The following is a 24490-nucleotide window of genomic DNA, read 5'->3' on the forward strand; positions in this document are numbered from 1 at the left end:
TGCTGCCCGATCCCGGGCAAATTTCTTGGCCTTGTCCCGCCCCGCTGCCTAATCTCCTGCACATGACAACCCCCGCCGTCGATCCGGCCCCCGAGCACCACGAGTACCACGAGAAGCACGAGCAGCCCGCCCAGCCCGCCCGGCCCGAGAAGCCGTCCGCCCCCGCCCGCCGGATCTCCGGTGCCGTATGGGCCGCCCTCGGCATCGTGTACGTCGTCTGGGGGTCGACGTACCTCGGGATCCGGATCGTCGTCGAGACCCTGCCGCCGTTCCTGTCCGCCGGCACCCGCTTCGTCACGGCCGGGCTGATCCTCGCGGGGATCATCGCCCTGCGGCAGGGGCCCGCCGCGCTCAAGGTGACGCCCCGGCAGCTCGCCTCGGCCGTCGGGGTCGGCCTGCTGCTCATCCTCGGCGGCAACGGGCTCGTCGTGCTCGCCGAGACCTCCGTGCCCTCCGGACTCGCGGCGCTGCTCATCGCCGTCGTCCCGGCCTGGGTGGTCGTCCTCAAGGCCCTCTCGGGGGACCGGCCGACCAGGGGCGGCCTCGCCGGAGTGCTGCTCGGCCTGGTCGGTCTCGCCGTGCTCACCCTGCCGGGCCTCAGCGGCGAGGTGAAGGCGGGCGGGGTCGTCCTCGTGATCGTCGCGACGCTGTGCTGGTCGGTCGGCTCGTTCAGCTCCTCCCGCCTGCCGATGCCGGCCAACCCCTTCACCGCCAGTGCCTACGAGATGATCGCCGGCGGCCTCGCGGGCTTCGGCGTCGGCCTGGTCCGCGGCGAGCAGCACGGCCTCGACCTCTCCGCCGTCTCCGGGCGCTCCTGGGCGGCCCTGGCCTATCTGGTCGTCTTCGGCTCGCTGCTCGCCTTCACCGCCTACGCCTGGCTCCTCCAGGCCGCACCGCTCTCGCTGGTCGCCACCTACGCGTACGTGAACCCGGTCGTCGCGGTCGCCCTCGGCGCCCTCGTCCTCGACGAGGCCCTGACCTGGCCCATCGTGCTCGGCGGTGCGATCGTCGTCGGCGGAGTCTGCCTGATCGTCTCGACCGAACGGCGCCGCTGATCCCCGCCCCCGCCCCGAGCCGGGGGCGGGGGCAGCCCACAGCGGCGCGCCAAAGCGGACAGGAGGGCCCCGTCACCACTCCACAGCGGACAAGCCTCCCGCTGCCCGCTTCGCCCTAACGTGTCAGCAGAGCGATCGCACGCACCCCCGAGCGATGCACCGATACGGAAAGGGCCGGTACGCAATGACGACCACCCACGCCTTCTGGCTCGCCGGCCGCGAGGCCACCGGCGAGGCCACCTTCGACGTCACGAACTCCTTCGACGGACGTCTGGTCGGCAAGGTCAGCGTGCCCACCGAGGCCCAGGTCGAAGAGGCCGTCGCCGCCGCGCACGCCGTCGTCGACGAGTTCGCCGCCACCCCGGCGCACGTCCGCGCCGCCGCGCTCGACCACGTGTCGAAGCGCCTCGCCGAGCGCACCGAGGAGATCGCCCAGCTGATCTCCGCCGAGAACGGCAAGCCCATCAAGTGGGCCCGCGGCGAGGTCGGCCGCGCCGTGTCCGTGTTCCGCTTCGCCGCGGAGGAGGCCCGTCGCTTCAACGGCGGCGAGGCCCAGCGCCTCGACACCGAGGCCGGCGGTGTCGGCCGTCTGGCGCTCACCCGCCGCATCCCCAAGGGCGTCGTCCTCGGCATCGCCCCGTTCAACTTCCCGCTGAACCTCAGCGCCCACAAGGTCGCCCCGGCCATCGCCGTCGGTGCCCCGATCATCCTCAAGCCGGCCCCGGCCACCCCGATCTCCTCCCTCGTCCTGGGCGAGATCCTGGCCGAGACCGACCTGCCGGCCGGCTCCTGGTCGATCCTGACCGTGCCGAACGACCGCATGCCCGCCCTGGTCCAGGACGAGCGCCTCCCGGTCATCTCCTTCACCGGCTCGGACAAGGTCGGCTACGCCATCCAGGAGTCCGTGCCGCACAAGCACTGCACCCTGGAGCTCGGCGGCAACGCCGCCGCCGTCGTGCTGCCCGACTGGTCCTCCGAGGCCGACCTGGACTGGGCGGCGACCCGCATCGCCACCTTCTCCAACTACCAGGGCGGCCAGTCCTGCATCTCGGTGCAGCGCGTGATCGCCGACGCCTCGCTCTACGAGCGCCTGGTGCCGAAGATCGTCGCCGCCGTCGAGGCCCAGGTCACCGGTGACCCGGCGGACGACGCCACCGACGTCGGCCCGCTCGTCGACGAGAACGCCGCCAAGCGCGTCGAGGCCTGGGTGGACGAGGCCGTCGCGGCCGGCGCCAAGCTCCTCGCCGGCGGCAAGCGCGAGGGCGCCACCTACGCCCCGACCGTCCTCACCGACCTCCCGGCCGACGTCACCCTGGCCCGCGCCGAGGTCTTCGGCCCGGTCCTGACCATCGCCAAGGTCGACGGCGAGGCCGAGGCCTTCGCCGCGGTCAACGACTCGGACTTCGGCCTCCAGGCCGGTGTCTTCACCCACGACCTGCAGGCCGCCTTCCGCGCCCACCGCGCCCTGGAGGTCGGCGGCGTGATCGTCGGCGACGTCCCGTCCTACCGCGCCGACCAGATGCCGTACGGCGGCGCCAAGCGCTCCGGCGTCGGCCGCGAGGGCGTCAAGTACGCCATGGACGACTACACCTACGAGCGGGTCCTGGTCCTCACGGGCCTGGCGCTGTAACCCGTACGTACGCACCACAGACCGACGGCCGGAGCCCACTGTGCGGGGGCTCCGGCCGTCTCCTGTCCTCCCGCCCTACGCGACCGGCGCGTCCAGCAGCCTCACGACCCGGGCGGGACCGGCCCTGAAGGCCTTGTTCGCCGCGTCCGCCGCCGTCATGTGCCCGGCGGCGTCATGCGCGGCGAGCGCCTCGGCCGAGGCCCAGCGCTCCAGCAGCACGAAGCGGTCGGGGTCGTCCGCCACCCGGTGCAGGTCGTACTGGAGGCACCCCTCCTCCGCCCGTACCACCGGCGCGAGCGCCTCGAAAGCGGCGGCCTGCTCCGCGCCCCGGCCCGGCAGACACGAGATGTGGATGATGAGCTTGATCGTCTGAGACATGGCGGGGACCCTACGCGTCCGCCATCCGCTCCGCTCGTCTTTCCCAACCCGTGGATATCGGGTACGACGGACGAGTAGCCACTCAAGGCCCCCGACGAGCGGCGAGGTGAGCCCCTCATGTCCGCACCCACCCAGCGCCCGCCCAAGGTCTCCGAACGCGAGGCCCGGCAGGTCGCCGAGGCGGCACGCCAGCAGGACTGGCACAAGCCGAGCTTCGCCAAGGAGCTCTTCCTCGGCCGCTTCCGTCTCGACCTCATCCATCCGCACCCGCTCCCCGCCGACGAGGACGTACGGCGGGGCGAGGCCTTCCTCGCCAAACTGCGGGAGTTCTGCGAGACCCGCGTCGACGGCGCCCGCATCGAGCGCGAGGCCCGCATCCCCGACGAGACCGTCACCGGCCTCAAGGAGCTCGGCGCGCTCGGCATGAAGATCGACCCCAAGTACGGCGGCCTCGGCCTCACCCAGCTGTACTACAACCGGGCCCTCGCCCTCGTCGGCTCGGTCAGTCCCGCGCTCGGCGCGCTGCTCTCCGCCCACCAGTCGATCGGCGTGCCCCAGCCGCTGAAGCTCTTCGGCACCCAGGAGCAGAAGGACGCCTTCCTGCCGCGGCTGGCCCGCACCGACCTCTCCGCCTTCCTCCTCACCGAGCCCGACGTCGGCTCCGACCCGGCCCGCCTCGCCACCACCGCCGTACCCGAAGGGGACGACACGTACGTCCTCGACGGGGTGAAGCTGTGGACCACCAACGGCGTCGTCGCGGACCTCCTGGTCGTCATGGCCCGCGTCCCCGCCTCCGAGGGCCACCGGGGCGGCATCACCGCCTTCGTCGTCGAGGCCGACTCGCCGGGCGTCACCGTCGAGCACCGCAACGCCTTCATGGGCCTGCGCGGCCTGGAGAACGGCGTCACCCGCTTCCACCGGGTCCGGGTCCCCGCGGCGAACCGCATCGGCCCGGAGGGCGCCGGCCTGAAGATCGCCCTCACCACCCTCAACACCGGGCGGCTCTCCCTCCCGGCCGCCTGCGCCGGCGCCGGCAAGTGGTGCCTGAAGATCGCCCGCGAGTGGGCCGCCGAACGCGAGCAGTGGGGCAAGCCGGTCGCCCGGCACGAGGCCGTCGGCACCAAGATCTCCTTCATCGCCGCCACCGCCTTCGCCCTGGAGGCCGTCGTCGACCTCGCCTCCCAGATGGCCGACGAGGACCGCAACGACATCCGCATCGAGGCCGCCCTCGCCAAGCTGTACGGCTCCGAGATGTCCTGGCTGATGGCCGACGAGCTGGTCCAGATCCGCGGCGGCCGCGGCTACGAGACCGCCGCCTCGCTCGCCGCCCGCGGCGAACGCGCCGTCCCCGCCGAGCAGCTCCTGCGCGACCTGCGGATCAACCGCATCTTCGAGGGCTCGACCGAGATCATGCACCTGCTGATCGCCCGCGAGGCCGTCGACGCCCACCTCGCCGTCGCCGGCGACATCATCGACCCCGACAAGGCCCTCGCCGACAAGGCGAAGGCGGGCGCCCGCGCGGGCGGCTTCTACGCCCGCTGGCTGCCCAAGCTGGTCGCGGGACAGGGGCAGCTCCCCGGCGCGTACGGGGAGTTCGGCGAGCTCGCCACCCACCTCAGGTTCGTCGAGCGCACCTCCCGCAAGCTGGCCCGCTCGACCTTCTACGCCATGTCCCGCTGGCAGGGGAAGATGGAGCTCAAACAGGCCTTCCTCGGCCGCATCGTCGACATCGGCGCCGAGCTCTTCGCGATGAGCGCGGTCTGCGTGCGGGCCGAACTCCTGCGCACCACCACCGACCACGGCCGCGAGGCGCACCAGCTCGCCGACGCCTTCTGCCACCAGTCCCGGCTCCGCGTGGCCGAACTTTTCGGCCGACTCTGGTCCAACACCGACGACCTCGACCGGAAGGTCGTCGACGCGGTCCTCGGGGGCTCCTACACCTGGCTGGAGCAGGGCATCCTCGACCCGAGCGACGACGGCCCCTGGATCGCCGACGCCACCCCGGGCCCGGCGACGGGCGAGAACGTCCACCGGAAGATCCCGTAGCCACCGGAGGCGGGCAGGCGCCGAGGGGTCTGCCCGTCCACTGGCCGAAACGTTCCGCCCTCCCGTCACCACCCACGGCAGACTGGCGGCGTGACCGTCATAGACATCCCCGGCTCCAAGTCCGTCACCGCCCGCGCCCTCTTCCTCGCCGCCGCGGCCGAAGGCACCACCACCCTCCTGCGGCCGCTGCGCTCCGACGACACCGAGGGCTTCGCCGAGGGTCTGAAGGCCCTCGGCTACGCCGTACGGCAGGAGCCCGGCGCCTGGCACATCGAGGGCCGCCCCGCCGGCCCCGGCGTCGCCGAGGCCGACGTCTACTGCCGCGACGGCGCCACCACCGCCCGCTTCCTGCCCGCCCTCGCCGCCGCCGGCCACGGCACCTTCCGCTTCGACGCCTCGCCCCAGATGCGCCGCCGCCCGCTCGGCCCCCTCACCACCGCCCTGCGCGAACTCGGCGTCGACCTCGCCCACGGCGAGCGCGAGGGCCACCATCCGCTCACCGTCGCCGCCGACGGCATCAAGGGCGGCGCGCTCCGCCTCGACGCCGGCCAGTCCTCCCAGTACCTGACCGCCCTCCTGATGCTCGGCCCGCTCACCGCCGACGGCCTCACGATCACCGTCACCGACCTGGTCTCCGAGCCCTACGTGGAGATCACCCTCGCGATGATGCGGGCCTTCGGCGCCGAGGTCGCGCGCGAGGACGGCCCCGAGGGGCGCACGTACACCGTCGCGCCCACCGGCTACCGCGCCACCACCTACGCCATCGAGCCCGACGCCTCCACCTCCAGCTACTTCTTCGCCGCGGCCGCCCTCACCCCCGGTGGCGCCGTCACCGTCCCCGGCCTCGGCGCCGGCGCCCTCCAGGGCGACCTCGGCTTCGTCGAGGTGCTGCGGCGGATGGGCGCGGACGTGACCGTCGGGCCCGACCGGACCACCGTCCGCTCCACCGGCGCCCTGCACGGCCTCACGGTCAACATGCGCGACATCTCCGACACCATGCCGACCCTCGCCGCGATCGCCCCCTTCGCCGACGGGCCGGTCCGCATCGAGGACGTCGCCAACACCCGGGTCAAGGAGTGCGACCGCCTCGACGCCTGCGCCGAGAACCTGCGCGCCCTCGGCATCACCGTCGAGACCGGCCCCGACTGGATCGAGATCCACCCCGGCACCCCCGCCGGGCCCGTCGAGATCGCCACCCACGGCGACCACCGCATCGTGATGTCCTTCGCCGTCACCGCCCTGCGCACCCCCGGCGTCACGTTCGACGACCCCGGCTGCGTACGGAAGACGTTCCCGGACTTCCACACCGTTTTCGAGGCGTTCGCCCGGGGGCTGTGAGGAGCCCACGGGCTTTGCGGCAAGAATGGGGGCATGAGCGACCGCCCCTCTCCTCTCGCCGACCCGCACATCGCCTTCGACGTGTCCACCGGACGCCGGGACATCGTCGTCCTCGGCTCCACCGGGTCCATCGGCACCCAGGCCATCGACCTGGTCCTGCGCAACCCCGACCGGTTCCGGGTCACCGCCCTCGCCGCGTCCGGCGGCCGGATCGGGCTGCTCGCCGAGCAGGCGCACCGGCTGCGGGTCGGCGCGGTCGCGGTGGCCCGCGAGGAGGCGCTGCCCGAGCTGCGCGAGGCGCTGACGGCGCTGTACGGCTCCGAGCCGCTGCCCGAGCTCCTCGCGGGCCCGGACGCGGCCACCCGGCTCGCCGCGTCGCCCTGCCACACCGTCCTCAACGGCATCACCGGCTCGATCGGCCTCGCGCCCACCCTCGCCGCCCTGGAGGCGGGCCGCACCCTGGCGCTGGCCAACAAGGAGTCGCTGATCGTCGGCGGCCCCCTGGTGAAGGCGCTGGCCAAGCCCGGCCAGATCATCCCGGTCGACTCCGAGCACGCGGCCCTCTTCCAGGCGCTCGCCGCGGGCAGCCGCGACGACGTCCGCAAGCTGGTCGTCACCGCCTCCGGCGGCCCCTTCCGCGGCCGGACCCGGGACCAGCTGGCGAACGTGACCCGCGAGGACGCGCTCGCCCACCCGACGTGGGCCATGGGCCCGGTGATCACGGTGAACAGCGCGACCCTGGTCAACAAGGGCCTGGAGGTCATCGAGGCCCACCTGCTCTACGACATCCCGTTCGACCGCATCGAGGTCGTCGTCCACCCCCAGTCGTACGTCCACTCGATGGTCGAGTTCACTGACGGCTCCACGCTCGCCCAGGCCACCCCGCCCGACATGCGCGGCCCGATCGCCCTCGGCATCGGCTGGCCCGAGCGGGTCCCCGACGCGGCCCCCGCCTTCGACTGGACCAAGGCCTCCACCTGGGAGTTCTTCCCGCTCGACAACGAGGCCTTCCCGTCGGTGGACCTGGCCCGCCACGTCGGCGGACTCGGCGGCACCGCCCCGGCCGTCTTCAACGCGGCCAACGAGGAGTGCGTGGACGCCTTCCTGGCCGGAAAGCTGCCGTTCAACGGAATCATGGATACCGTCACCCGAGTCGTCACGGAGCACGGGACCCCCACGGGAACCTCGCTCACCGTGTCGGACGTCCTGGAAGCGGAGACCTGGGCACGCGCCCGGGCCCGGGAACTCGCGGCGAAGGCAATCGCGGAGGCGCGCGCATGACCGTTCTGTTGTACGTACTGGGCCTGGTGCTGTTCGCCTTCGGCCTGCTCGTCTCCATCGCCTGGCACGAGCTCGGCCACCTCTCCACGGCCAAGCTCTTCGGCATCCGCGTGCCCCAGTACATGGTCGGCTTCGGCCCCACCATCTGGTCGCGCAGGAAGGGCGAGACCGAGTACGGCATCAAGGCGATCCCGGCCGGCGGCTACATCCGCATGATCGGCATGTTCCCGCCCGGCAAGGACGGCCGGATCGAGGCCCGCTCCACCTCCCCCTGGCGCTCCATGATCGAGGACGCCCGCGAGGCCTCCTTCGAGGAGCTGCAGCCCGGCGACGAGGACCGGCTCTTCTACACGCGCAAGCCGTGGAAGCGCGTCATCGTGATGTTCGCCGGACCGTTCATGAACCTGGTCCTGGCCGTCCTGCTGTTCTTCGGCAGTGCCATGGCCATCGGCTTCGAGGGCCAGACCACCAAGGTCGCCGGCGTCCAGAAGTGCGTCATCCCGCAGTCCACCAAGCGCGACACCTGCCAGGCCGGCGACCCGGTCTCGCCCGCGTACGCCGCCGGGCTCAAGGAGGGCGACAGGATCGTCGCCTTCAACGGCACCCCGGTCGCGGACTGGAACACCCTCTCCGACCACATCCGCGACACCATCGGCCCCGCCACCATCACCGTCCAGCGCGGCGACCAGCGGCTCGACCTCCACCCCACCCTCATCAAGAACGAGGTCTACAAGAAGGACGCCGACGGCCGGGTCGTCCAGCCGCTGCAGACGGTCCCCGCCGGCTATCTGGGCTTCGCCTCCAAGACCGAGGTCATGCCGCTCACCTTCGGCCAGTCCGTGACCCGGATGTCCGACCAGCTCCAGGCCGGCGTCGAGTCCGTCATCGCCCTGCCCGGCAAGATCCCCGCCCTGTGGAACGCCGCCTTCGGCGGCGGCGAGCGCGCCCAGGACTCGCCCGTCGGCGTCGTCGGCGCCGCCCGCATCAGCGGCGAGCTGATGACCGTGGACGCGCCGCCCCAGACGATCCTCGTCTGGTTCATGAACCTGCTGGTCATGTTCAACGTGTCGCTGTTCCTGTTCAACATGCTCCCGCTGCTCCCGCTCGACGGCGGCCACATCGCGGGCGCCCTGTGGGAGTCGATCCGCCGCCACACCGCGCGGATCTTCAAGCGGCCCGACCCGGGCCCGTTCGACGTGGCGAAGCTGATGCCGGCCGCGTACGTGGTGGCGGGCGTGTTCGTCTGCTTCACCCTGCTGGTCCTCGTCGCCGACATCGTCAATCCGGTGAAGCTGACCTGACGCCGCAAGCGGCCGGAACCCGTGCGGTGTCCGGCCGCCCGCCCGCGGGGCGGTAATCTCGAAGACCTGAGCAAGACCTGCGCCCGATGAACCACACCTTGGGGTTGTACAGCTGATGACCGCGATCTCTCTCGGTATCCCGTCCGTTCCGACCAAGCTCGCTGAGCGGCGCAAGAGCCGCCAGATCCAGGTCGGATCGGTGGCCGTCGGCGGCGACGCCCCCGTGTCGGTGCAGTCGATGACCACCACCCGCACCTCCGACATCGGTGCGACGCTCCAGCAGATCGCCGAGCTCACCGCGGCCGGCTGCCAGATCGTCCGGGTGGCCTGCCCGACCCAGGACGACGCCGACGCGCTCGCGACCATCGCGAAGAAGTCGCAGATCCCGGTCATCGCGGACATCCACTTCCAGCCGAAGTACGTGTTCGCCGCGATCGACGCCGGCTGCGCCGCCGTCCGCGTCAACCCGGGCAACATCAAGCAGTTCGACGACAAGGTCAAGGAGATCGCCAAGGCGGCCTCCGCGACCGGCACCCCGATCCGCATCGGCGTCAACGCCGGCTCGCTCGACGCCCGCCTGCTGGCCAAGTACGGCAAGGCCACCCCCGAGGCGCTGGTCGAGTCCGCGCTCTGGGAGGCCTCCCTCTTCGAGGAGCACGGCTTCAGCGACATCAAGATCTCGGTCAAGCACAACGACCCGGTCGTCATGGTCAACGCCTACCGCCAGCTCGCCGCCGCCTGCGACTACCCCCTGCACCTCGGCGTCACCGAGGCCGGCCCCGCCTTCCAGGGCACCATCAAGTCCGCCGTGGCCTTCGGCGCGCTGCTCTCCGAGGGCATCGGCGACACCATCCGCGTCTCCCTCTCGGCCCCGCCGGTCGAGGAGGTCAAGGTCGGCAACCAGATCCTGGAGTCGCTGAACCTCAAGCCGCGCCGCCTGGAGATCGTCTCCTGCCCGTCCTGCGGCCGCGCCCAGGTCGACGTCTACAAGCTGGCCGAGGAGGTCACCGCCGGCCTGGAGGGCATGGAGGTCCCGCTGCGCGTCGCCGTCATGGGCTGCGTCGTCAACGGCCCCGGCGAGGCCCGCGAGGCCGACCTCGGCGTCGCCTCCGGCAACGGCAAGGGCCAGATCTTCGTGAAGGGCGAGGTCATCAAGACCGTCCCCGAGTCGAAGATCGTCGAGACCCTCATCGAAGAGGCCATGAAGATCGCCGAGCAGATGGAGAAGGACGGCGTCGCCAGCGGCGAGCCGACCGTCGCCGTCGCCGGCTGACCCCGCTGCGTCACCGACGTACCCGAAGCCCCTGCGTCCCCCGGGACGTCAGGGGCTTCGGGCATCCCAGGCGGCGGGGGACGGGGGTACAGTGCGGAGACCAGCAGAAACCGTACGGTGAGGCCCCCTCGTGTTGACGCAGACCTCCACCCGGGTCCTCGAACCCGCCGACCTCGGCGCCGCGCTCGCCGTCCTGGAGAGCGCCCCCGTCGAGAACGCCTTCGTGACCGCCCGCGTCCAGATCGCCGGACTCGACCCCTGGCGCCTGGGCGGCGAGATGTGGGGCTGGTACGCCGACGGGGAGCTGCGCTCGCTCTGCTACTCCGGCGCCAACCTGGTCCCCATCTGCGCCACCCCCGAGGCCGTCCGCGCCTTCGCCGACCGGGCCCGCCGGGTCGGCCGCCGCTGCTCCTCCATCGTCGGTCCCGCCGGACCCACCGCCCAGCTCTGGCGCCTGTTGGAGCCCGGCTGGGGACCCGCCCGCGACGTCCGCGCCCACCAGCCGCTGATGGTCGCCGACCGTCCCTCCACCACGGTCGCGCCCGACCCGCTGGTCCGCCGGGTCCGCAAGGACGAGATGGAGGTGATCATGCCCGCCTGCGTGGCCATGTTCACCGAGGAGGTCGGCATCTCCCCGATGGCCGGCGACGGCGGGCTCCTGTACCAGGCGCGCGTCGCCGAGCTCGTCGGCGCCGGCCGCTCCTTCGCCCGCATCGAGGACGGCAAGGTCGTCTTCAAGGCCGAGATCGGCGCCGCCACCCGCCAGGCCTGCCAGATCCAGGGCGTCTGGGTCGCCCCCGAGCACCGGGGCCGCGGCCTGTCCGAGACCGGCATGGCCGCCGTCCTGCAGTACGCGCTGGCCGACGTCGCCCCCGTCGTCAGCCTCTACGTCAACGACTACAACACCCCCGCGAGGGCCGCGTACCGCCGCGTCGGCTTCGACGAGGTCGGCGCCTTCATGAGCGTGCTGTTCTGAACCGGGTTCGCCGGCCCGCGTACGGCTTGTAGGGTGCGGCGCATGGATGACACGAAGGTCGTGATCGGGCCGGTCAATCTCGCCGCGCGGGTGGACGAGGCGCTCGCCGTGCAGGCCCTCGCCTTCGGGCTCGAACAGGACGAGATCGTCGTACGCCGCCACATCGTGCTGCGCCACCTCCTCAACCCCGGCGCCTGCGCTTACGGGGCGACCACCCCCGACGGGACGCTCGTCGGCTTCGTGTACGGGATGCCCAACGACCGCTCCCACTGGTGGTCCACGATCGTCGAGCCCTATCTGCGCGCCACCGGCAGCGAGGGCTGGCTCGACGACTCCTTCGTCATCACCGAGCTGCACGTCCACCCGGACTTCCAGGGCCGGGGCGTCGGCCGGGAGCTGATCACCACCATCACCGACTCCTCCGACCTGCCCCGCTCGATCCTCTCCGCCATCGACACCGACAGCCCCGCCCGCGGCCTGTACGGATCGCTCGGCTACGCCGACCTCGCCCGGCAGGTGCACTTCCCCAGCGCACCCCGCCCGTACGCGGTGATGGGCGCGCCGCTGCCGCTGAGGCGGCGCGGGGCCGAGAACTGATTTCTCCGACCCGGCTCCCCCCGGATAACCTCCTAGGCACCAACAGTTATCCGGCAGGAGTACGAGAACCATGGCCAACGCACCGGTCCAGCGCATGTCGAAGTTGATGGCGAAGACGCTGCGCGACGACCCGGCGGACGCCGAGGTCCTCAGCCACAAGCTCCTCGTCCGCGCCGGCTACGTCCGCCGCACCGCCGCCGGCATCTGGAGCTGGCTGCCCCTCGGCAAGAAGGTCCTCGCCAACGTCGAGCGCATCGTCCGCGAGGAGATGGACGCCATCGGCGCCCAGGAGGTCTCCCTCCCGGCCCTGCTGCCCCGCGAGCCCTACGAGGCGACCGGCCGCTGGGACGAGTACGGTGCCGAGCTGTTCCGCCTGCAGGACCGCAAGGGCGGCGACTACCTCCTCGGCCCGACCCACGAGGAGATCTTCACCCTCCTGGTGAAGGACCAGGCGTCCTCCTACAAGGACCTGCCGGTCATCCTGTACCAGATCCAGAACAAGTTCCGCGACGAGGCCCGCCCCCGCGCCGGCATCCTGCGCGGCCGCGAGTTCCTCATGAAGGACTCGTACTCCTTCGACACCGAGGACGAGGGCCTGGCCCACTCCTACGCCCTGCACCGCCAGGCCTACCAGCGGGTCTTCGAGCGCCTCGGCCTCGACTACCGGATCTGCGCCGCGACCGCGGGCGCGATGGGCGGCTCCAAGTCCGAGGAGTTCCTCGCCCCGGCCGAGGCCGGCGAGGACACCTTCGCCGACTGCCCGAACTGCGACTTCGCCGCGAACACGGAGGCGATCACCTACGCCCTGACGCCGGTCGACGGCTCCGCCGTCCCGGCCGCCGAGGAGATCCCCACCCCCGACACCCCGACGATCGAGACCCTGGCGGCCTCCCTCGGCGTCCCGGCCTCCGCGACCCTCAAGAACCTCCTGGTGAAGGTCGACGGCGAGATCGTCGCGGTCGGCGTCCCCGGCGACCGCGAGGTCGACCTGGACAAGGTCGAGGCGCACTTCGCGCCCGCGACCGTCGAGATGGTCACCGAGACCGACTTCGCCGAGCGCACCGACCTGGTCCGCGGCTACGTGGGCCCGCAGGGGCTCGACAAGGTGAAGTACATCGCCGACCCGCGCGTGGCCCCCGGCACCTCCTGGATCACCGGTGCGAACAAGGCCGGCACCCACACCAAGAACGTCGTCGCGGGCCGTGACTTCGAGGTCGAGGAGTACGTCGACGTCGTCGTCGTCCAGGAGGGCGACCCCTGCCCCAAGTGCGGCACCGGCCTGAAGCTGGACCGCGCGATCGAGATCGGCCACATCTTCCAGCTGGGCCGCAAGTACGCCGACGCGCTCAAGCTCGACGTCCTCGGCCAGAACGGCAAGCCGGTCCGCGTGACCATGGGCTCCTACGGCATCGGCGTCTCCCGCGCCGTCGCCGCGCTCGCCGAGCAGACCGCCGACGACAAGGGCCTGTGCTGGCCGGCCGAGGTCGCCCCGGCCGACGTCCACGTCGTCGCCGCCGGCAAGGCGCTGCAGACCGAGCTGGCCCTGGAGGTCTCCGACAAGCTCGCCGCCGCGGGCCTGCGCGTGCTGGTCGACGACCGCGCGGGCGTCTCCCCGGGCGTCAAGTTCACCGACGCCGAGCTCATGGGCGTCCCGAAGATCCTGGTCGCCGGCCGCCGCGCGGGCGAAGGCGTCGTCGAACTGAAGGACCGCCGCACCGGCGAGCGCGAGGAGCTCCCGGTCGACGAGGCGATCGCGCGCCTCTCCGCCTGACGCGTGTGCGCGTGCCCCCTCTCCCGGTTCCGTCCGGGGGAGGGGGCACCGTCCTGTGCCGGGAGCCGTCAGGTCCTCACGGAAGCCGTCAGGACCCCTCGCTGAAGCCGTCGGCCCCCTCGGCGTCTGAATCCCGTGGCGCCGGGTCCACCGACGCCCCCGTCAGGTCCTCGATCGCCTCCTCCGCGTGTGCCACTCCCGTCAGATAGGCGTCGGAGTGCGGCGGCACGACCGCGCCCGGATGGGCCGTCGAATGCCCCGGGGCCGGGTGCTCCGGTGCCGCGCGCTCCAGGAAGCGGAGCAGTTCGACCGGGATCGGCAGGACCAGCGTCGAGTTCTTCTCGGCGGCCACCGCCATCACCGTCTGCAGCAGCCGCAGTTGCAGCGCCGACGGGGCGTCCTCCATCTGGTGCGCCGCCTCCGCCAGCTTCTTGGACGCCTGCAGTTCCGCGTCCGCGTTGATCAGCCGCGCCCGCCGCTCCCGGTCCGCCTCCGCCTGCCGGGCCATCGAACGCTTCATCGTCTCCGGCAGCGAGACGTCCTTGATCTCCACCCGGTCGATCGCGACGCCCCAGCCCATCGCGGGGCTGTCCAGCATCAGTTCCAGGCCCTGGTTGAGCTTCTCCCGGTTGGACAGCAGGTCGTCGAGGTCGCTCTTGCCGATGATCGAGCGCAGCGAGGTCTGCGCCATCTGCGAGACGGCGAACTTGTAGTCCTCCACCCGCACCAGCGCGTCCGCCGGGTCCACCACCTTGAAGTAGACGACCGCGTCGACCCGCACCGTGACGTTGTCCCGGGTGATGCCCTCCTGGGCCGGCACGGGCATGGTGACGATCTGCATGTTGACCTTGTGCAGCCGGTCGACCATCGGAACGATCATGGTGAAACCAGGCTGCCGCACCCCTGAGACGAGCCGGCCGAAGCGGAACACCACGCCGCGCTCGTACTGCTTCACGACCCGTGCCGCGGCCCCCGCGTACACCGCGGTCGCCGCTGCCGCCCCCGCGGCCGCCACCAACACCTCTTGGATCATGACGGGCCCCCTGAGGAAGGGTTACAAAAAGGGTATTCCCCTACAGCCAGCCCGCGAACTCGAGCAGCAGTTCCGCGTCCGCCGTCCGCCCCGCCTCGCGCGCGCGGGTCGCGGACTCCACCGCGCGGAACAGCGTCCAGCCGCGCAGCCGCTCCCGGTCCAGCTCCAGGGAGTCCGCCAGCCTGTTCACCCGTCGGCGGGCCGCCGACGCCCCGGACGACGCGGCCACCAGGTCCTCCACCCGGTCCCGCACCAGCCGCGCCAGGTCGTAGGCGCGCTCGCCCACCAGCGGCTCGGGGCCGACGGCGAGCCAGGGCGCCCGGTCGCCGGCCAGCACCTTGCCCTGGCGGAAGCAGCCGTGCAGCAGCAGCGTCTCGGCCTCGCCCGCCAGCAGCTCCTCGCGGGCCGCGAGCGCCGCGGCCACCAGGGCGCCGGCCTCCTCGTCCGCCGCGTGCGCGGCCATGGCGGCGGCCTGCCGCCCGGTCCGCTCGGCGACCGACTCGAAGCCGTGGCCCGCGGGCGGCTCGACCCACAGCCGGCGTACGGTCCCGGCCGCCTCCAGCAGCGCCTTCGCCTCCGGCAGCGAGCGCAGGGAGACCTCCGGGTGCAGCCGCTCCAGGACCAGACCGCCGTGATCCGTCCCGCCGAGCAGTCGCGCCGCGCCCCAGCCGTCCCAGTGCGCGAGCGCGTCCCGCTCCAGGTCCGGACGGGCGGCGCGGGGCGCGAGCTTCACCGCGGCCCCCGGGACGAGGACGACGAGGCTGCTCCGACCGCCCGGGGCCATCACCCGTTCGGCGACCAGACCGGCCTGCTCCAGGGCGTCCCGGGCCAGCTCGGGAAGCTCCCCGAGCCACTCGGCCGCGCCGGCCTCCCCGTACGCCTCGCCGAGCGCCCGCACCAGCCGCTGCGGCGGTTCGAAACCCATACGCGCCTTGTTTCCTTCGTTTCCTCGGTGCCGGAAAGGGACTAGGCCCGTTCCGCGAGCCCAGGAAAGGTTACGTCGCTGCCGCGCCAGCGGACGGCGCGGACCGCCGCCTCGCGCAGGGCCGTCGCGGCCTCCCGGCGCAGCGGGCCCTCGGCGGAGCGGACCAGATCGGAGTAGACGCCGGCCACCCGGTCCTCCAGGACGGCCGCGAGGCGTACGGCCGCGGCGGGGTCCGGCACGGTGAAGGGCAGCTCGTAGGCCGCGGCCGCCGCGACCGGGTCGCCGCCCAGGTCGCGGACGGTGCGCCGCAGCGCGTCCCGGCGGGCGCGGTGGCCCTCGTACGCGGCGGTGGCCTCGGCGCGCCGGGCCTCGGCGACGCGGGCGCCGACGACCCCGTACCCGTACACGGCGGCGTGCTCGGCGGCGAGTGCGGCCTGGGCCGCGTCGAGCGCGGTCATGCCCGGCCCCCTTCGGTCAGCAGATAGGCGTGGGCCGCGCCGGCGGCGGCGACGGAGGCGAGCAGCCGGGCGTATTCGGGCGGAGCCGACACGAGGGTGGCCGTGTGGGTGTCCGCCGTCGCCCGTTCGGCCGCGGCCAGCCCGGTGAGCGCGGCCGCCGGATCCGCGGGCACGGCCACGGGCGTGGGGGAGGGGGCCGGAGTGCCGGACGCCGGGGGCGCGGCCGACGGCGTGGGGCCCGCGGCGGGGGGCGCCACGCCCTCGCCCAGGGCCTTCACATGGGCCGCCACCGAGGCCCGCAGCGGCGCCAGCCGGTCCGCCAGTGAGGGGTGCGCGGCGAGCACCGCGTCGTACCGCCCGAGCAGGGTGCGCCCGGTGGCGGCGGAGCGGGCGCGCAGCGCGGCCTCGGCGCGCGCCGCCCGCTCCGCCGCGCTCGGCGGCTTCGGGCGCCCGTCCCCGGCGGAGGTGCAGCCGGCGAGCGCCGCCGCGGCGCCCCCCGCGCCCGCCGTCAGGAGCGCGCGCCTGCCGATGGTCGTCACACCGTCTCCCTCACGCTCAGGTTTTCGAAGATCACCGCAGGCGAGCGTACCCGCGGCCCCCGGCCCCGTGGACGGCAACACCCTCCTGGACCGGATACCCTTTGATCTGACACGCGACGAACCCACAACAGCACACGCGGCCGAGGAGTCACCCGGATGAGCACCACCCAGAGCGAACGGCTGCGCGGTCTTCTGGAGCCGCTCGTTCACGCGAAGGACCTCGACCTCGAGGAGATCGAGGTGTCCCGGGCCGGCCGCCGCGGACTGCTGAGGGTCATCGTCGACTCGGACGAGGGCGTCGAGCTCGACGCCTGCGCCGAGCTGAGCCGCGTCATCTCCGAGAAGCTCGACGAGACGGACGCGATGGGCGAGGGCGAGTACGTCCTCGAAGTCAGCTCCCCCGGCGCCGACCGTCCGCTCACCCAGCACCGCCACTACGTGCGCGCCACCGGCCGCCTGGTGAAGCTCAACCTCACCGAGGGGGGCGAGCTGGTCACCCGCATCCTCGCCGTGGACGAGGACGGCCTGGACACCGAGGTGCCGGGCGTGAAGGGCCGCAAGGCCACCGCCCGCCGGATCGAGTTCTCCGAGATCGCCAAGGCGCGTGTCGAGATCGAGTTCAACCGCAAGGACAAGAAGGAAGAGGAGGCGTAGCCGTGGACATCGACGTGAAGCTCCTGAAGGGCTTGGCACAGGAGAAGGAAATCTCCTTCGAGATGCTGGTCGAGGCGATCGAGTCGGCCCTCCTCATCGCCTATCACCGCACCCCCTCCGCCCGGCGTCACGCCCGCGTGGAGCTGGACCGGCACACCGGTCACGTGACGGTGTGGGCGAAGGAAGACCCGGCCGACCTGGAGGAGGGCCAGCAGCCCAAGGAGTTCGACGACACGCCGTCGGACTTCGGCCGGATCGCGGCGAGCACCGCCCGCCAGGTCATCCAGCAGCGCCTGCGCGACGCCGAGAACGACGTCACCTTCGGCGAGTACGCCCGCCGCGAGGGCGACATCGTGGCCGGCCAGGTGCAGCAGGGCAAGGACCCGAAGAACGTCCTCGTCAAGCTGGACGACAAGCTGGAGGCCATCCTTCCGGTGCAGGAGCAGGTGCCGGGCGAGGACTACACGCACGGTCTGCGCCTGCGCACGTACGTCGTCCGGGTGGCGAAGGGTGTCCGCGGTCCGTCCGTCACCCTCTCGCGCACCCACCCCAATCTGGTGAAGAAGCTCTTCGCCCTCGAGGTGCCGGAGATCGCCGACGGCTCCGTCGAGATCGCGGCCATCGCCCGCGAGGCCGGTCACCGCACCAAGATCGCCGTCCGTTCCACCCGTTCGGGCCTGAACGCCAAGGGCGCCTGCATCGGCCCGATGGGCAGCCGGGTGCGCAACGTGATGGCCGAGCTGCTCGGCGAGAAGATCGACATCGTCGACTGGTCGGACGACCCGGCCGAGATGGTGGCGAACGCGCTCTCCCCGGCGCGGGTCTCCAAGGTCGAGATCGTCGACCTGGCCGCCCGCTCGGCCCGGGTGACGGTGCCCGACTACCAGCTGTCGCTGGCGATCGGCAAGGAGGGGCAGAACGCCCGTCTGGCCGCGCGGCTCACCGGCTGGCGGATCGACATCCGTCCGGACACCGAGGTCTCGGGTCCGCAGGACTGAGATCGATTTTGGCCAACAGCTGTTCGATTTTTGCCCCAAACGGGTGAGGTCGGTACGGGGAGGTAGACTTAATCGTGTCTGGCCGGACGCATGCCCGCGCGTGCCCTGAGCGAACCTGTGTGGGATGCCGGGAGCGAGCGGCCAAGAGCGACCTGCTGCGGATCGTGGTGAATAAGGACGAGTGCGTCCCCGATCATCGCGGTACGCTGCCCGGCCGGGGTGCGTATCTGCACCCCGCCGTGGTCTGTCTCGACCTGGCGGTCCGCCGCCGGGCGTTTCCCAGGGCCTTCAGGGCCCAAGGACCGCTCGACACCGTGGCACTGCGCCACGACGTCGAGCGGGTGGCACCGCAGTGAAGAAGTACGGCACGGAACCCCGTGCGGTCAGGTACCTCGCGAGTTGGAAGTAGGTCGAGATTGCGATGAGCACTCGATGAGTACGCGATGAGTACGCCCATGAAGTAGCGACGGTCCGGCGGTAACCGGACCTAAAAGGAGCGAAGTGGCTAAGGTCCGGGTATACGAACTCGCCAAGGAGTTCGGTGTGGAGAGCAAGGTCGTCATGGCCAAGCTCCAAGAACTCGGTGAATTCGTCCGTTCGGCGTCCTCGACGATCGAGGCGCCGGTCGTGCGCAAGTTGACTGACGCTTTGCAGGGTCCCGGCGGCAACGCCGGCAAGACCGCTGCCAAGCCCGGCGCGCCCCGCAAGGCGGCGCCCTCCCCCGCAAAGCCCGCGGCGCCGTCTCCGGCGGCCGCGGCTCGTCCTGCTGCCCCCAAGCCCGGCGCCCCGGCCCCCAAGCCGGCCCCCGCCGCGCCCGCGGCGCCGGCCACCCCGGCCGCGCCCACCGGCAGCACCCCCTCTCCGGCTCCGGCCGCGTCGGGCCCGCGTCCGGGTCCGAAGCCGGCCCCGAAGCCCGCGCCCGCCGCGCCGGCTCCGACCACCCCGGAGTTCACGGCGCCCCCGACGACCCCGTCGGCTCCGGCCGCCGGTCAGCGTCCCGGTGGTGCCACCCCCGGCCCGCGTCCCGCCGCTGCCCGTCCGGGCCAGCAGGCGCCGCGTCCGGGTCAGCAGGCCCCGCGCCCCGGCCAGCAGGCCCCGCGTCCGGGCGGTCGCCCGGCAGGCCCGCGTCCGGGCAACAACCCCTTCACCTCCGGCGGCTCCACCGGCATGGCGCGCCCGCAGGCGCCCCGTCCGGGTGGCGGTGCCCCCCGTCCCGGCGGCCCCGGTGCCGCTCCGGGCGCCCCGCGCCCGCAGGGTCCCGGCTCCGTGCCCGGCGCCCCGCGTCCGCAGGGCGGCGCCGCTCGCCCGACCCCGGGTGGCATGCCCCGTCCGCAGGCTCCCCGTCCGGGCGGCGCGCCCGGCGGTAACCGTCCGAACCCCGGCATGATGCCGCAGCGTCCCGCTGCCGGCCCGCGTCCGGGCCCCGGCGGCCGTGGCCCGGGTGGCCCCGGCGGTCGTCCCGGTGGCGGCGGTGGCGGCGGCGGTCGTCCCGGCTTCGCCGGCCGTCCGGCCGGTCCCGGCGGTGGCGGCGGCGGCTTCGCCGGCCGTCCCGGTGGTCCCGGTGGCGGCGGCGGCCGTCCGGGTGGTCCCGGTGGTGGCGGCGGCTTCGGCGGTCGTCCCGGTGGCTTCGGCGGTCGTCCCGGCGGCCCCGGTGGCCGTGGTGGCACGCAGGGCGCCTTCGGTCGTCCCGGCGGTCCCGCGCGTCGTGGTCGCAAGTCGAAGCGTCAGAGGCGCCAGGAGTACGAGGCCATGCAGGCCCCGTCCGTGGGCGGCGTGATGCTGCCTCGCGGCAACGGCGAGACCATTCGCCTGTCGCGCGGTGCGTCCCTCACCGACTTCGCGGAGAAGATCGGCGCCAACCCGGCGTCGCTCGTCGCGGTCATGATGAACCTCGGCGAGATGGTCACGGCCACGCAGTCCGTCTCCGACGAGACGCTGCAGCTCCTCGGCGACGAGATGAACTACACCGTTCAGATCGTCTCGCCGGAGGAGGAGGACCGTGAGCTGCTCGAGTCCTTCGACATCGAGTTCGGCGAGGACGAGGGCGGCGAAGAGGCGCTCGTGTCCCGTCCGCCGGTCGTGACCGTCATGGGTCACGTCGACCACGGTAAGACCCGACTCCTCGACGCGATCCGCAAGACCAACGTGGTCGCGGGCGAGGCCGGTGGCATCACCCAGCACATCGGTGCCTACCAGGTCGGTACCGAGGTCAACGGCGAAGAGCGTCGCATCACCTTCATCGACACCCCGGGTCACGAGGCGTTCACCGCCATGCGTGCCCGTGGTGCGAAGTCGACCGACATCGCGATCCTCGTGGTCGCGGCCAACGACGGCGTCATGCCGCAGACGATCGAGGCGCTCAACCACGCCAAGGCCGCCGGCGTCCCGATCGTCGTCGCGGTCAACAAGATCGACGTCGAGGGCGCGGACCCGGTCAAGGTCCGTGGTCAGCTGACCGAGTTCGGTCTGGTGGCCGAGGAGTACGGCGGCGACACCATGTTCGTCGACATCTCCGCCAAGCAGGGTCTGCACATCGACTCCCTGCTGGAGGCCGTGGTCCTCACCGCCGACGCCTCGCTCGACCTGCGGGCCAACCCGAACCAGGACGCGCAGGGTATTGCGATCGAGTCCCACCTCGACCGTGGTCGCGGTGCCGTCTCGACCGTCCTCGTCCAGCGCGGAACGCTGCGCATCGGCGACACGATGGTCGTCGGCGACGCGTACGGCCGCGTCCGGGCGATGCTCGACGACAAGGGCAACAACGTCGAGGAGGCGACCCCGTCGACTCCGGTCCTGGTCCTCGGTCTGACCAACGTTCCGGGCGCCGGCGACAACTTCCTCGTCGTCGACGAGGACCGCACGGCCCGCCAGATCGCCGAGAAGCGCGCCGCGCGTGAGCGCAACGCCGCCTTCGCCAAGCGCGTCCGCCGGGTGTCCCTCGAGGACCTCGACAAGGTGCTCAAGGCCGGTCTGGTCCAGGAACTCAACCTCATCATCAAGGGCGACGCGTCCGGTGCGGTCGAGGCTCTCGAGTCCTCGCTGCTCCAGCTCGACGTCGGCGAAGAGGTCGACATCCGCATCCTGCACCGCGGTGTGGGTGCGGTCACCGAGTCCGACATCGACCTGGCCATGGGCTCCGACGCCATCGTCATCGGCTACAACGTCCGCGCGGCCGGCCGTGCCGCGCAGATGGCGGAGCGCGAGGGCGTCGACGTCCGGTACTACTCGGTCATCTACCAGGCGATCGAGGAGATCGAGGCGGCGCTCAAGGGCCTCCTCAAGCCGGAGTACGAAGAGGTCGAGCTCGGTACGGCGGAGATCCGCGAGGTCTTCCGCTCGTCCAAGCTGGGCAACATCGCCGGTGTCCTCATCCGCTCGGGCGAGGTCAAGCGCAACACCAAGGCGCGCCTCATCCGCGACGGCAAGGTCATCGCGGAGAACCTCAACATCGAGGGTCTGCGCCGCTTCAAGGACGACGTCACCGAGATCCGCGAGGGCTTCGAGGGTGGTATCAACCTCGGAAACTTCAACGACATCAAGATCGACGACGTCATCGCGACGTACGAGATGCGCGAGAAGCCGCGCGTCTGACGTACAGCGTTGAACCGGGGCCGGTCGGCGGAAGGAATTCCGTCGATCGGCCCCGGCCGTTGCGTGTACGGTTCTGATGTCCCTGCCAAGCGGTTGGCGGGGCCACGAACCCGAACCGGCGGGACATCCGGGCTTACATGTATGTGGGGACGCTGTCCTTCGATCTGCTCCTCGGCGACGTACGGTCGCTGAAGGAGAAGCGCTCCGTCGTCAAGCCGATCGTCGCCGAGCTCCAGCGGAAGTTCTCCGTGAGCGTGGCGGAGGTGTCGGGCCAGAACCTCCACCGGCGGGCCGAGATCGGCGTCGCGATGGTGTCGGGGGACCCGGGGCACCTCAGCGAGGTGCTGGACCGGTGCGAGCGCCTGGTCGCCGCCCGTCCGGAGGTGGAACTGCTGTCGGTTCGACGCAGGCTCCACACCGACGAAGACTGAACTCAGCAAGCAAAGCAAGAAAGAGGAGAAGGACCAGTGGCCGACAACGCGCGGGCGAAGAAGCTGGCGGACCTCATCCGGGAGGTGGTCGCCGAGAAGCTGCAGCGCGGCATCAAGGACCCGCGCCTGGGTACGCACGTGACCATCACGGACACCCGCGTCACCGGTGACCTGCGGGAGGCCACGGTCTTCTACACGGTCTACGGGGACGAGGAGGAGCGCGCCAGCGCCGCCGCCGGCCTGGAGAGCGCCAAGGGCATCCTGCGTTCGGCCGTCGGCCGGGCCGCGGGCACCAAGTTCACCCCGACGCTCACCTTCGTGGCCGACGCCCTCCCGGAGACCGCCCGGAACATCGAGGACCTCCTCGACCGGGCGCGTGCCTCGGACGCCAAGGTGCGCGACGCGTCCTCGGGCGCCACCTTCGCCGGTGACGCCGACCCGTACAAGAAGCAGGGCGAGGACGACACCGCCGAATGAGCAAGACACCCTCCACGCCCGACGGCCTTGTCATCGTCGACAAGCCGTCGGGCTTCACTTCGCACGACGTCGTGGCCAAGATGCGGGGGATCGCCAAGACCCGCCGCGTCGGCCACGCCGGCACGCTCGACCCCATGGCCACGGGCGTCCTCGTCCTCGGCGTGGAGCGGGCGACCAAGCTTCTCGGTCACCTCGCGCTGACCGAGAAGGAGTACCTGGGCACCATCCGCCTCGGGCAGACCACGATCACCGACGACGCCGAGGGCGAGATCACGGCGTCGGTCGACGCGTCGAAGGTCACCCGCGAGCAGATCGACGCGGGGGTCGCGGAGCTCACCGGCGACATCATGCAGGTGCCGTCGAAGGTCTCCGCGATCAAGATCGACGGCAAGCGGTCCTACGCGCGGGTGCGCGGCGGCGAGGAGTTCGAGATCCCGGCCCGTCCGGTCACCGTCTCCTCCTTCCGCGTGTACGACGTGCGCGAGGACACCGCGGAGGACGGCACCCCGGTCGTGGACCTGGTGGTCTCCGTCGTCTGCTCCTCCGGCACGTACATCCGGGCGCTCGCCCGCGACCTGGGCGCCGGGCTCGGCGTGGGCGGGCATCTGACCGCGCTGCGCCGCACCCGGGTCGGCCCGTACAAGCTGGACACCGCGCGCACCCTGGACCAGCTCCAGGAGGAGCTCACGGTCATGCCGGTCGCCGACGCGGCCGCGGCGGCGTTCCCGCGCTGGGACGTCGACGAGAAGCGGGCCAGGCTGCTGCTGAACGGCGTGCGTCTGGAGATGCCGGAGTACCCGGCCGGACCGGTCGCGGTCTTCGGGCCCGAGGGGCGGCTGCTCGCGCTCGTCGAGGCGCAGCGGGGCAAGGCGAAGAGCCTGGCCGTCTTCGGCTGAGCCGATCGTCCGGCCGAGCCGGATCGTTCACGGTGGGGCGGGCACGCGCGCGTGCCCGCCCCACGATCCCCCTCCGCGGGGTTCCTGTCCCGCCGGTGATCGCGCATTCACCCCTTTGGGCAGGCGCTCGGAGCGAACAGGGGGAGCGCGAGGGGGCGCGTTCGCGCACGCGCTTTTCCCGGTGATCACCGCCCACCTACCGTCGGACCATGGGGAGCGGGGACCTGGCGGAGCTGGTGCGGATCGAGGATCCGGCCGGCCGCCCGTGCGGCACCGGATTCCTCGCCGACCACCAGGGCACCGTCCTCACCGGCCACGAGGTGGTCGAGGGCCGCGCCGCCCTGCAGCTGCGCACCCCCGACGGCCGCAGCCGCCGGATCGGCCCCGCCGACCTCACCCTGCTGCCCGACAGCGGGCTCGCCCTCGTCCGCGCCCCGGGGCTGACCGCCCGCCCGCTGCCGCTGGCCTTCCGGCAGGGCATCGAGCCCGGCACGTACGTACGGATCGCGGCGCACGGCTGGCGCGAGGCGCGCGTCCTCGGCGGCACGGCCGGCCCCGCCCTCGAACTGGCCATCGGCACCGAGGGCGCCGAGGCGCTGCACGCCCGGGGGCCCGCGGCCGGAGGCCCCGTCCTCGACCCCGCCACCGGCGCCGTCCTCGCCGTCCTCGGCACCGCCCTGCACGGCGACCGGCGGGCGGCGGGCCACGCCCTGCCGATCCCCGCCCCGCCGCTGCCGGCGCCCGGCGGTCCGCTGGCGGCCCTGCTGCGCCGCAACGCCGCCACCGTCCCCGCCTACGGCCGGGACCTCAACCTGGCCGGGGTCCTGGAGCTGACGGCCACC

General features: G+C 72.5%; 22 protein-coding genes and 1 pseudogene. 18 read left to right on the top strand and 5 right to left on the bottom strand.

Annotated elements, in window-relative coordinates:
* Window positions 1-62: 62 nt before the first annotated feature.
* The gene (locus tag ACH414_RS10470) at window positions 63-1055 is read left to right on the top strand and encodes an EamA family transporter (RefSeq protein ID WP_398941474.1); all 993 of its coding nucleotides are present in this window, start codon (window positions 63-65) and stop codon (window positions 1053-1055) included.
* Between the two features lie 184 nt (window positions 1056-1239).
* On the top strand, window positions 1240-2685 hold the full coding sequence (locus ACH414_RS10475; protein WP_382547897.1) for an aldehyde dehydrogenase family protein: 1446 nt from the start codon (window positions 1240-1242) through the stop codon (window positions 2683-2685).
* Between the two features lie 75 nt (window positions 2686-2760).
* On the opposite strand, the gene ACH414_RS10480 is transcribed toward ACH414_RS10475, so the two are convergent.
* Window positions 2761-3063 (bottom strand): putative quinol monooxygenase, encoded by a 303-nt coding sequence (locus ACH414_RS10480; protein WP_382547896.1) that lies wholly within the window; start codon window positions 3061-3063, stop codon window positions 2761-2763.
* A gap of 117 nt (window positions 3064-3180) precedes the next feature.
* Between ACH414_RS10480 and ACH414_RS10485 the strand changes: the two genes are divergently transcribed.
* From ACH414_RS10485 to ACH414_RS10520, 8 genes are all read left to right on the top strand, one after another.
* Entirely contained in the window at window positions 3181-5109 is a 1929-nt protein-coding gene (locus ACH414_RS10485) for an acyl-CoA dehydrogenase family protein (protein ID WP_382547894.1), read from the top strand.
* A 90-nt stretch (window positions 5110-5199) separates the two neighbouring features.
* On the top strand, window positions 5200-6447 hold the full coding sequence (aroA, locus tag ACH414_RS10490) for a 3-phosphoshikimate 1-carboxyvinyltransferase (protein WP_398941476.1): 1248 nt from the start codon (window positions 5200-5202) through the stop codon (window positions 6445-6447).
* A 33-nt stretch (window positions 6448-6480) separates the two neighbouring features.
* Window positions 6481-7728, top strand: a complete 1248-nt coding sequence (gene dxr, locus ACH414_RS10495; protein ID WP_382547890.1) for a 1-deoxy-D-xylulose-5-phosphate reductoisomerase — start codon at window positions 6481-6483, stop codon at window positions 7726-7728.
* The gene (locus ACH414_RS10500; RefSeq protein ID WP_382547888.1) at window positions 7725-9029 is read left to right on the top strand and encodes a M50 family metallopeptidase; all 1305 of its coding nucleotides are present in this window, start codon (window positions 7725-7727) and stop codon (window positions 9027-9029) included. The genes dxr and ACH414_RS10500 overlap by 4 nt, the downstream gene beginning before the upstream one ends.
* A 115-nt stretch (window positions 9030-9144) precedes the next feature.
* Window positions 9145-10302, top strand: coding sequence for a flavodoxin-dependent (E)-4-hydroxy-3-methylbut-2-enyl-diphosphate synthase (gene ispG / locus ACH414_RS10505; protein ID WP_382547886.1), 1158 nt, complete (start codon window positions 9145-9147; stop codon window positions 10300-10302).
* 130 nt (window positions 10303-10432) lie between these two features.
* Window positions 10433-11278 (top strand): GNAT family N-acetyltransferase, encoded by an 846-nt coding sequence (locus ACH414_RS10510; protein WP_382547884.1) that lies wholly within the window; start codon window positions 10433-10435, stop codon window positions 11276-11278.
* A 42-nt stretch (window positions 11279-11320) separates the two neighbouring features.
* Entirely contained in the window at window positions 11321-11875 is a 555-nt protein-coding gene (locus ACH414_RS10515; protein ID WP_382547882.1) for a GNAT family N-acetyltransferase, read from the top strand.
* 70 nt (window positions 11876-11945) lie between these two features.
* Window positions 11946-13646, top strand: a complete 1701-nt coding sequence (locus ACH414_RS10520) for a proline--tRNA ligase (protein WP_382547880.1) — start codon at window positions 11946-11948, stop codon at window positions 13644-13646.
* Between the two features lie 88 nt (window positions 13647-13734).
* On the opposite strand, the gene ACH414_RS10525 is transcribed toward ACH414_RS10520, so the two are convergent.
* From ACH414_RS10525 to ACH414_RS10540, 4 genes are read right to left on the bottom strand one after another with little or no spacing between them, the layout of a single operon-like run.
* On the bottom strand, window positions 13735-14679 hold the full coding sequence (locus ACH414_RS10525) for a slipin family protein (protein WP_398941479.1): 945 nt from the start codon (window positions 14677-14679) through the stop codon (window positions 13735-13737).
* Window positions 14680-14719: 40 nt separating this feature from the next.
* Entirely contained in the window at window positions 14720-15604 is an 885-nt protein-coding gene (locus ACH414_RS10530) for an aminoglycoside phosphotransferase family protein (protein ID WP_398941480.1), read from the bottom strand.
* A gap of 41 nt (window positions 15605-15645) precedes the next feature.
* The gene (locus ACH414_RS10535) at window positions 15646-16062 is read right to left on the bottom strand and encodes a ferritin-like domain-containing protein (protein ID WP_382547874.1); all 417 of its coding nucleotides are present in this window, start codon (window positions 16060-16062) and stop codon (window positions 15646-15648) included.
* The gene (locus ACH414_RS10540) at window positions 16059-16601 is read right to left on the bottom strand and encodes a hypothetical protein (RefSeq protein WP_382547873.1); all 543 of its coding nucleotides are present in this window, start codon (window positions 16599-16601) and stop codon (window positions 16059-16061) included. The genes ACH414_RS10535 and ACH414_RS10540 overlap by 4 nt, the downstream gene beginning before the upstream one ends.
* A 156-nt stretch (window positions 16602-16757) precedes the next feature.
* Between ACH414_RS10540 and rimP the strand changes: the two genes are divergently transcribed.
* The 8 genes and pseudogenes from rimP to ACH414_RS10580 form a co-directional block, all read left to right on the top strand.
* Window positions 16758-17255: a ribosome maturation factor RimP gene (gene rimP / locus ACH414_RS10545; protein WP_382547871.1), complete on the top strand. Its 498-nt coding sequence runs from the start codon at window positions 16758-16760 to the stop codon at window positions 17253-17255.
* A 2-nt stretch (window positions 17256-17257) separates the two neighbouring features.
* Entirely contained in the window at window positions 17258-18253 is a 996-nt protein-coding gene (nusA, locus tag ACH414_RS10550) for a transcription termination factor NusA (protein ID WP_382547869.1), read from the top strand.
* Between the two features lie 74 nt (window positions 18254-18327).
* Complete coding sequence (locus ACH414_RS10555; RefSeq protein ID WP_382547867.1) at window positions 18328-18609, top strand: YlxR family protein; 282 nt, start codon at window positions 18328-18330, stop codon at window positions 18607-18609.
* A gap of 145 nt (window positions 18610-18754) precedes the next feature.
* Window positions 18755-21844: a translation initiation factor IF-2 gene (gene infB / locus ACH414_RS10560; RefSeq protein WP_382547865.1), complete on the top strand. Its 3090-nt coding sequence runs from the start codon at window positions 18755-18757 to the stop codon at window positions 21842-21844.
* A 137-nt stretch (window positions 21845-21981) separates the two neighbouring features.
* On the top strand, window positions 21982-22275 hold the full coding sequence (locus ACH414_RS10565) for a DUF503 domain-containing protein (RefSeq protein WP_382547863.1): 294 nt from the start codon (window positions 21982-21984) through the stop codon (window positions 22273-22275).
* 36 nt (window positions 22276-22311) lie between these two features.
* Window positions 22312-22752, top strand: a complete 441-nt coding sequence (rbfA, locus tag ACH414_RS10570; protein ID WP_382547861.1) for a 30S ribosome-binding factor RbfA — start codon at window positions 22312-22314, stop codon at window positions 22750-22752.
* Window positions 22749-23648: a tRNA pseudouridine(55) synthase TruB gene (gene truB / locus ACH414_RS10575; protein ID WP_382547859.1), complete on the top strand. Its 900-nt coding sequence runs from the start codon at window positions 22749-22751 to the stop codon at window positions 23646-23648. The genes rbfA and truB overlap by 4 nt, the downstream gene beginning before the upstream one ends.
* Window positions 23649-23857: 209 nt before the next feature.
* Window positions 23858-24301, top strand: a pseudogene (locus ACH414_RS10580) (serine protease); the annotation flags it as partial.
* Between the last annotated feature and the right edge of the window lie 189 nt (window positions 24302-24490).

The sequence above is a fragment of the Streptomyces sp. NPDC020422 genome (assembly GCF_044386705.1).
GTDB lineage: Bacteria > Actinomycetota > Actinomycetes > Streptomycetales > Streptomycetaceae > Streptomyces.

Coding starts and splice junctions, on each gene's coding strand:
- ACH414_RS10485 (WP_382547894.1), top strand. CDS start 3,181: ATGTCCGCACCCACCCAGCGCCCGCCCAAGGTCTCCGAACGCGAGGCC.
- truB (WP_382547859.1), top strand. CDS start 22,749: ATGAGCAAGACACCCTCCACGCCCGACGGCCTTGTCATCGTCGACAAG.
- ACH414_RS10475 (WP_382547897.1), top strand. CDS start 1,240: ATGACGACCACCCACGCCTTCTGGCTCGCCGGCCGCGAGGCCACCGGC.
- ACH414_RS10500 (WP_382547888.1), top strand. CDS start 7,725: ATGACCGTTCTGTTGTACGTACTGGGCCTGGTGCTGTTCGCCTTCGGC.
- ACH414_RS10470 (WP_398941474.1), top strand. CDS start 63: ATGACAACCCCCGCCGTCGATCCGGCCCCCGAGCACCACGAGTACCAC.
- ACH414_RS10520 (WP_382547880.1), top strand. CDS start 11,946: ATGGCCAACGCACCGGTCCAGCGCATGTCGAAGTTGATGGCGAAGACG.
- ACH414_RS10480 (WP_382547896.1), bottom strand. CDS start 3,063: ATGTCTCAGACGATCAAGCTCATCATCCACATCTCGTGTCTGCCGGGC.
- ispG (WP_382547886.1), top strand. CDS start 9,145: ATGACCGCGATCTCTCTCGGTATCCCGTCCGTTCCGACCAAGCTCGCT.
- rimP (WP_382547871.1), top strand. CDS start 16,758: ATGAGCACCACCCAGAGCGAACGGCTGCGCGGTCTTCTGGAGCCGCTC.
- ACH414_RS10535 (WP_382547874.1), bottom strand. CDS start 16,062: ATGACCGCGCTCGACGCGGCCCAGGCCGCACTCGCCGCCGAGCACGCC.
- ACH414_RS10565 (WP_382547863.1), top strand. CDS start 21,982: ATGTATGTGGGGACGCTGTCCTTCGATCTGCTCCTCGGCGACGTACGG.
- dxr (WP_382547890.1), top strand. CDS start 6,481: ATGAGCGACCGCCCCTCTCCTCTCGCCGACCCGCACATCGCCTTCGAC.
- ACH414_RS10515 (WP_382547882.1), top strand. CDS start 11,321: ATGGATGACACGAAGGTCGTGATCGGGCCGGTCAATCTCGCCGCGCGG.
- ACH414_RS10530 (WP_398941480.1), bottom strand. CDS start 15,604: ATGGGTTTCGAACCGCCGCAGCGGCTGGTGCGGGCGCTCGGCGAGGCG.
- ACH414_RS10525 (WP_398941479.1), bottom strand. CDS start 14,679: ATGATCCAAGAGGTGTTGGTGGCGGCCGCGGGGGCGGCAGCGGCGACC.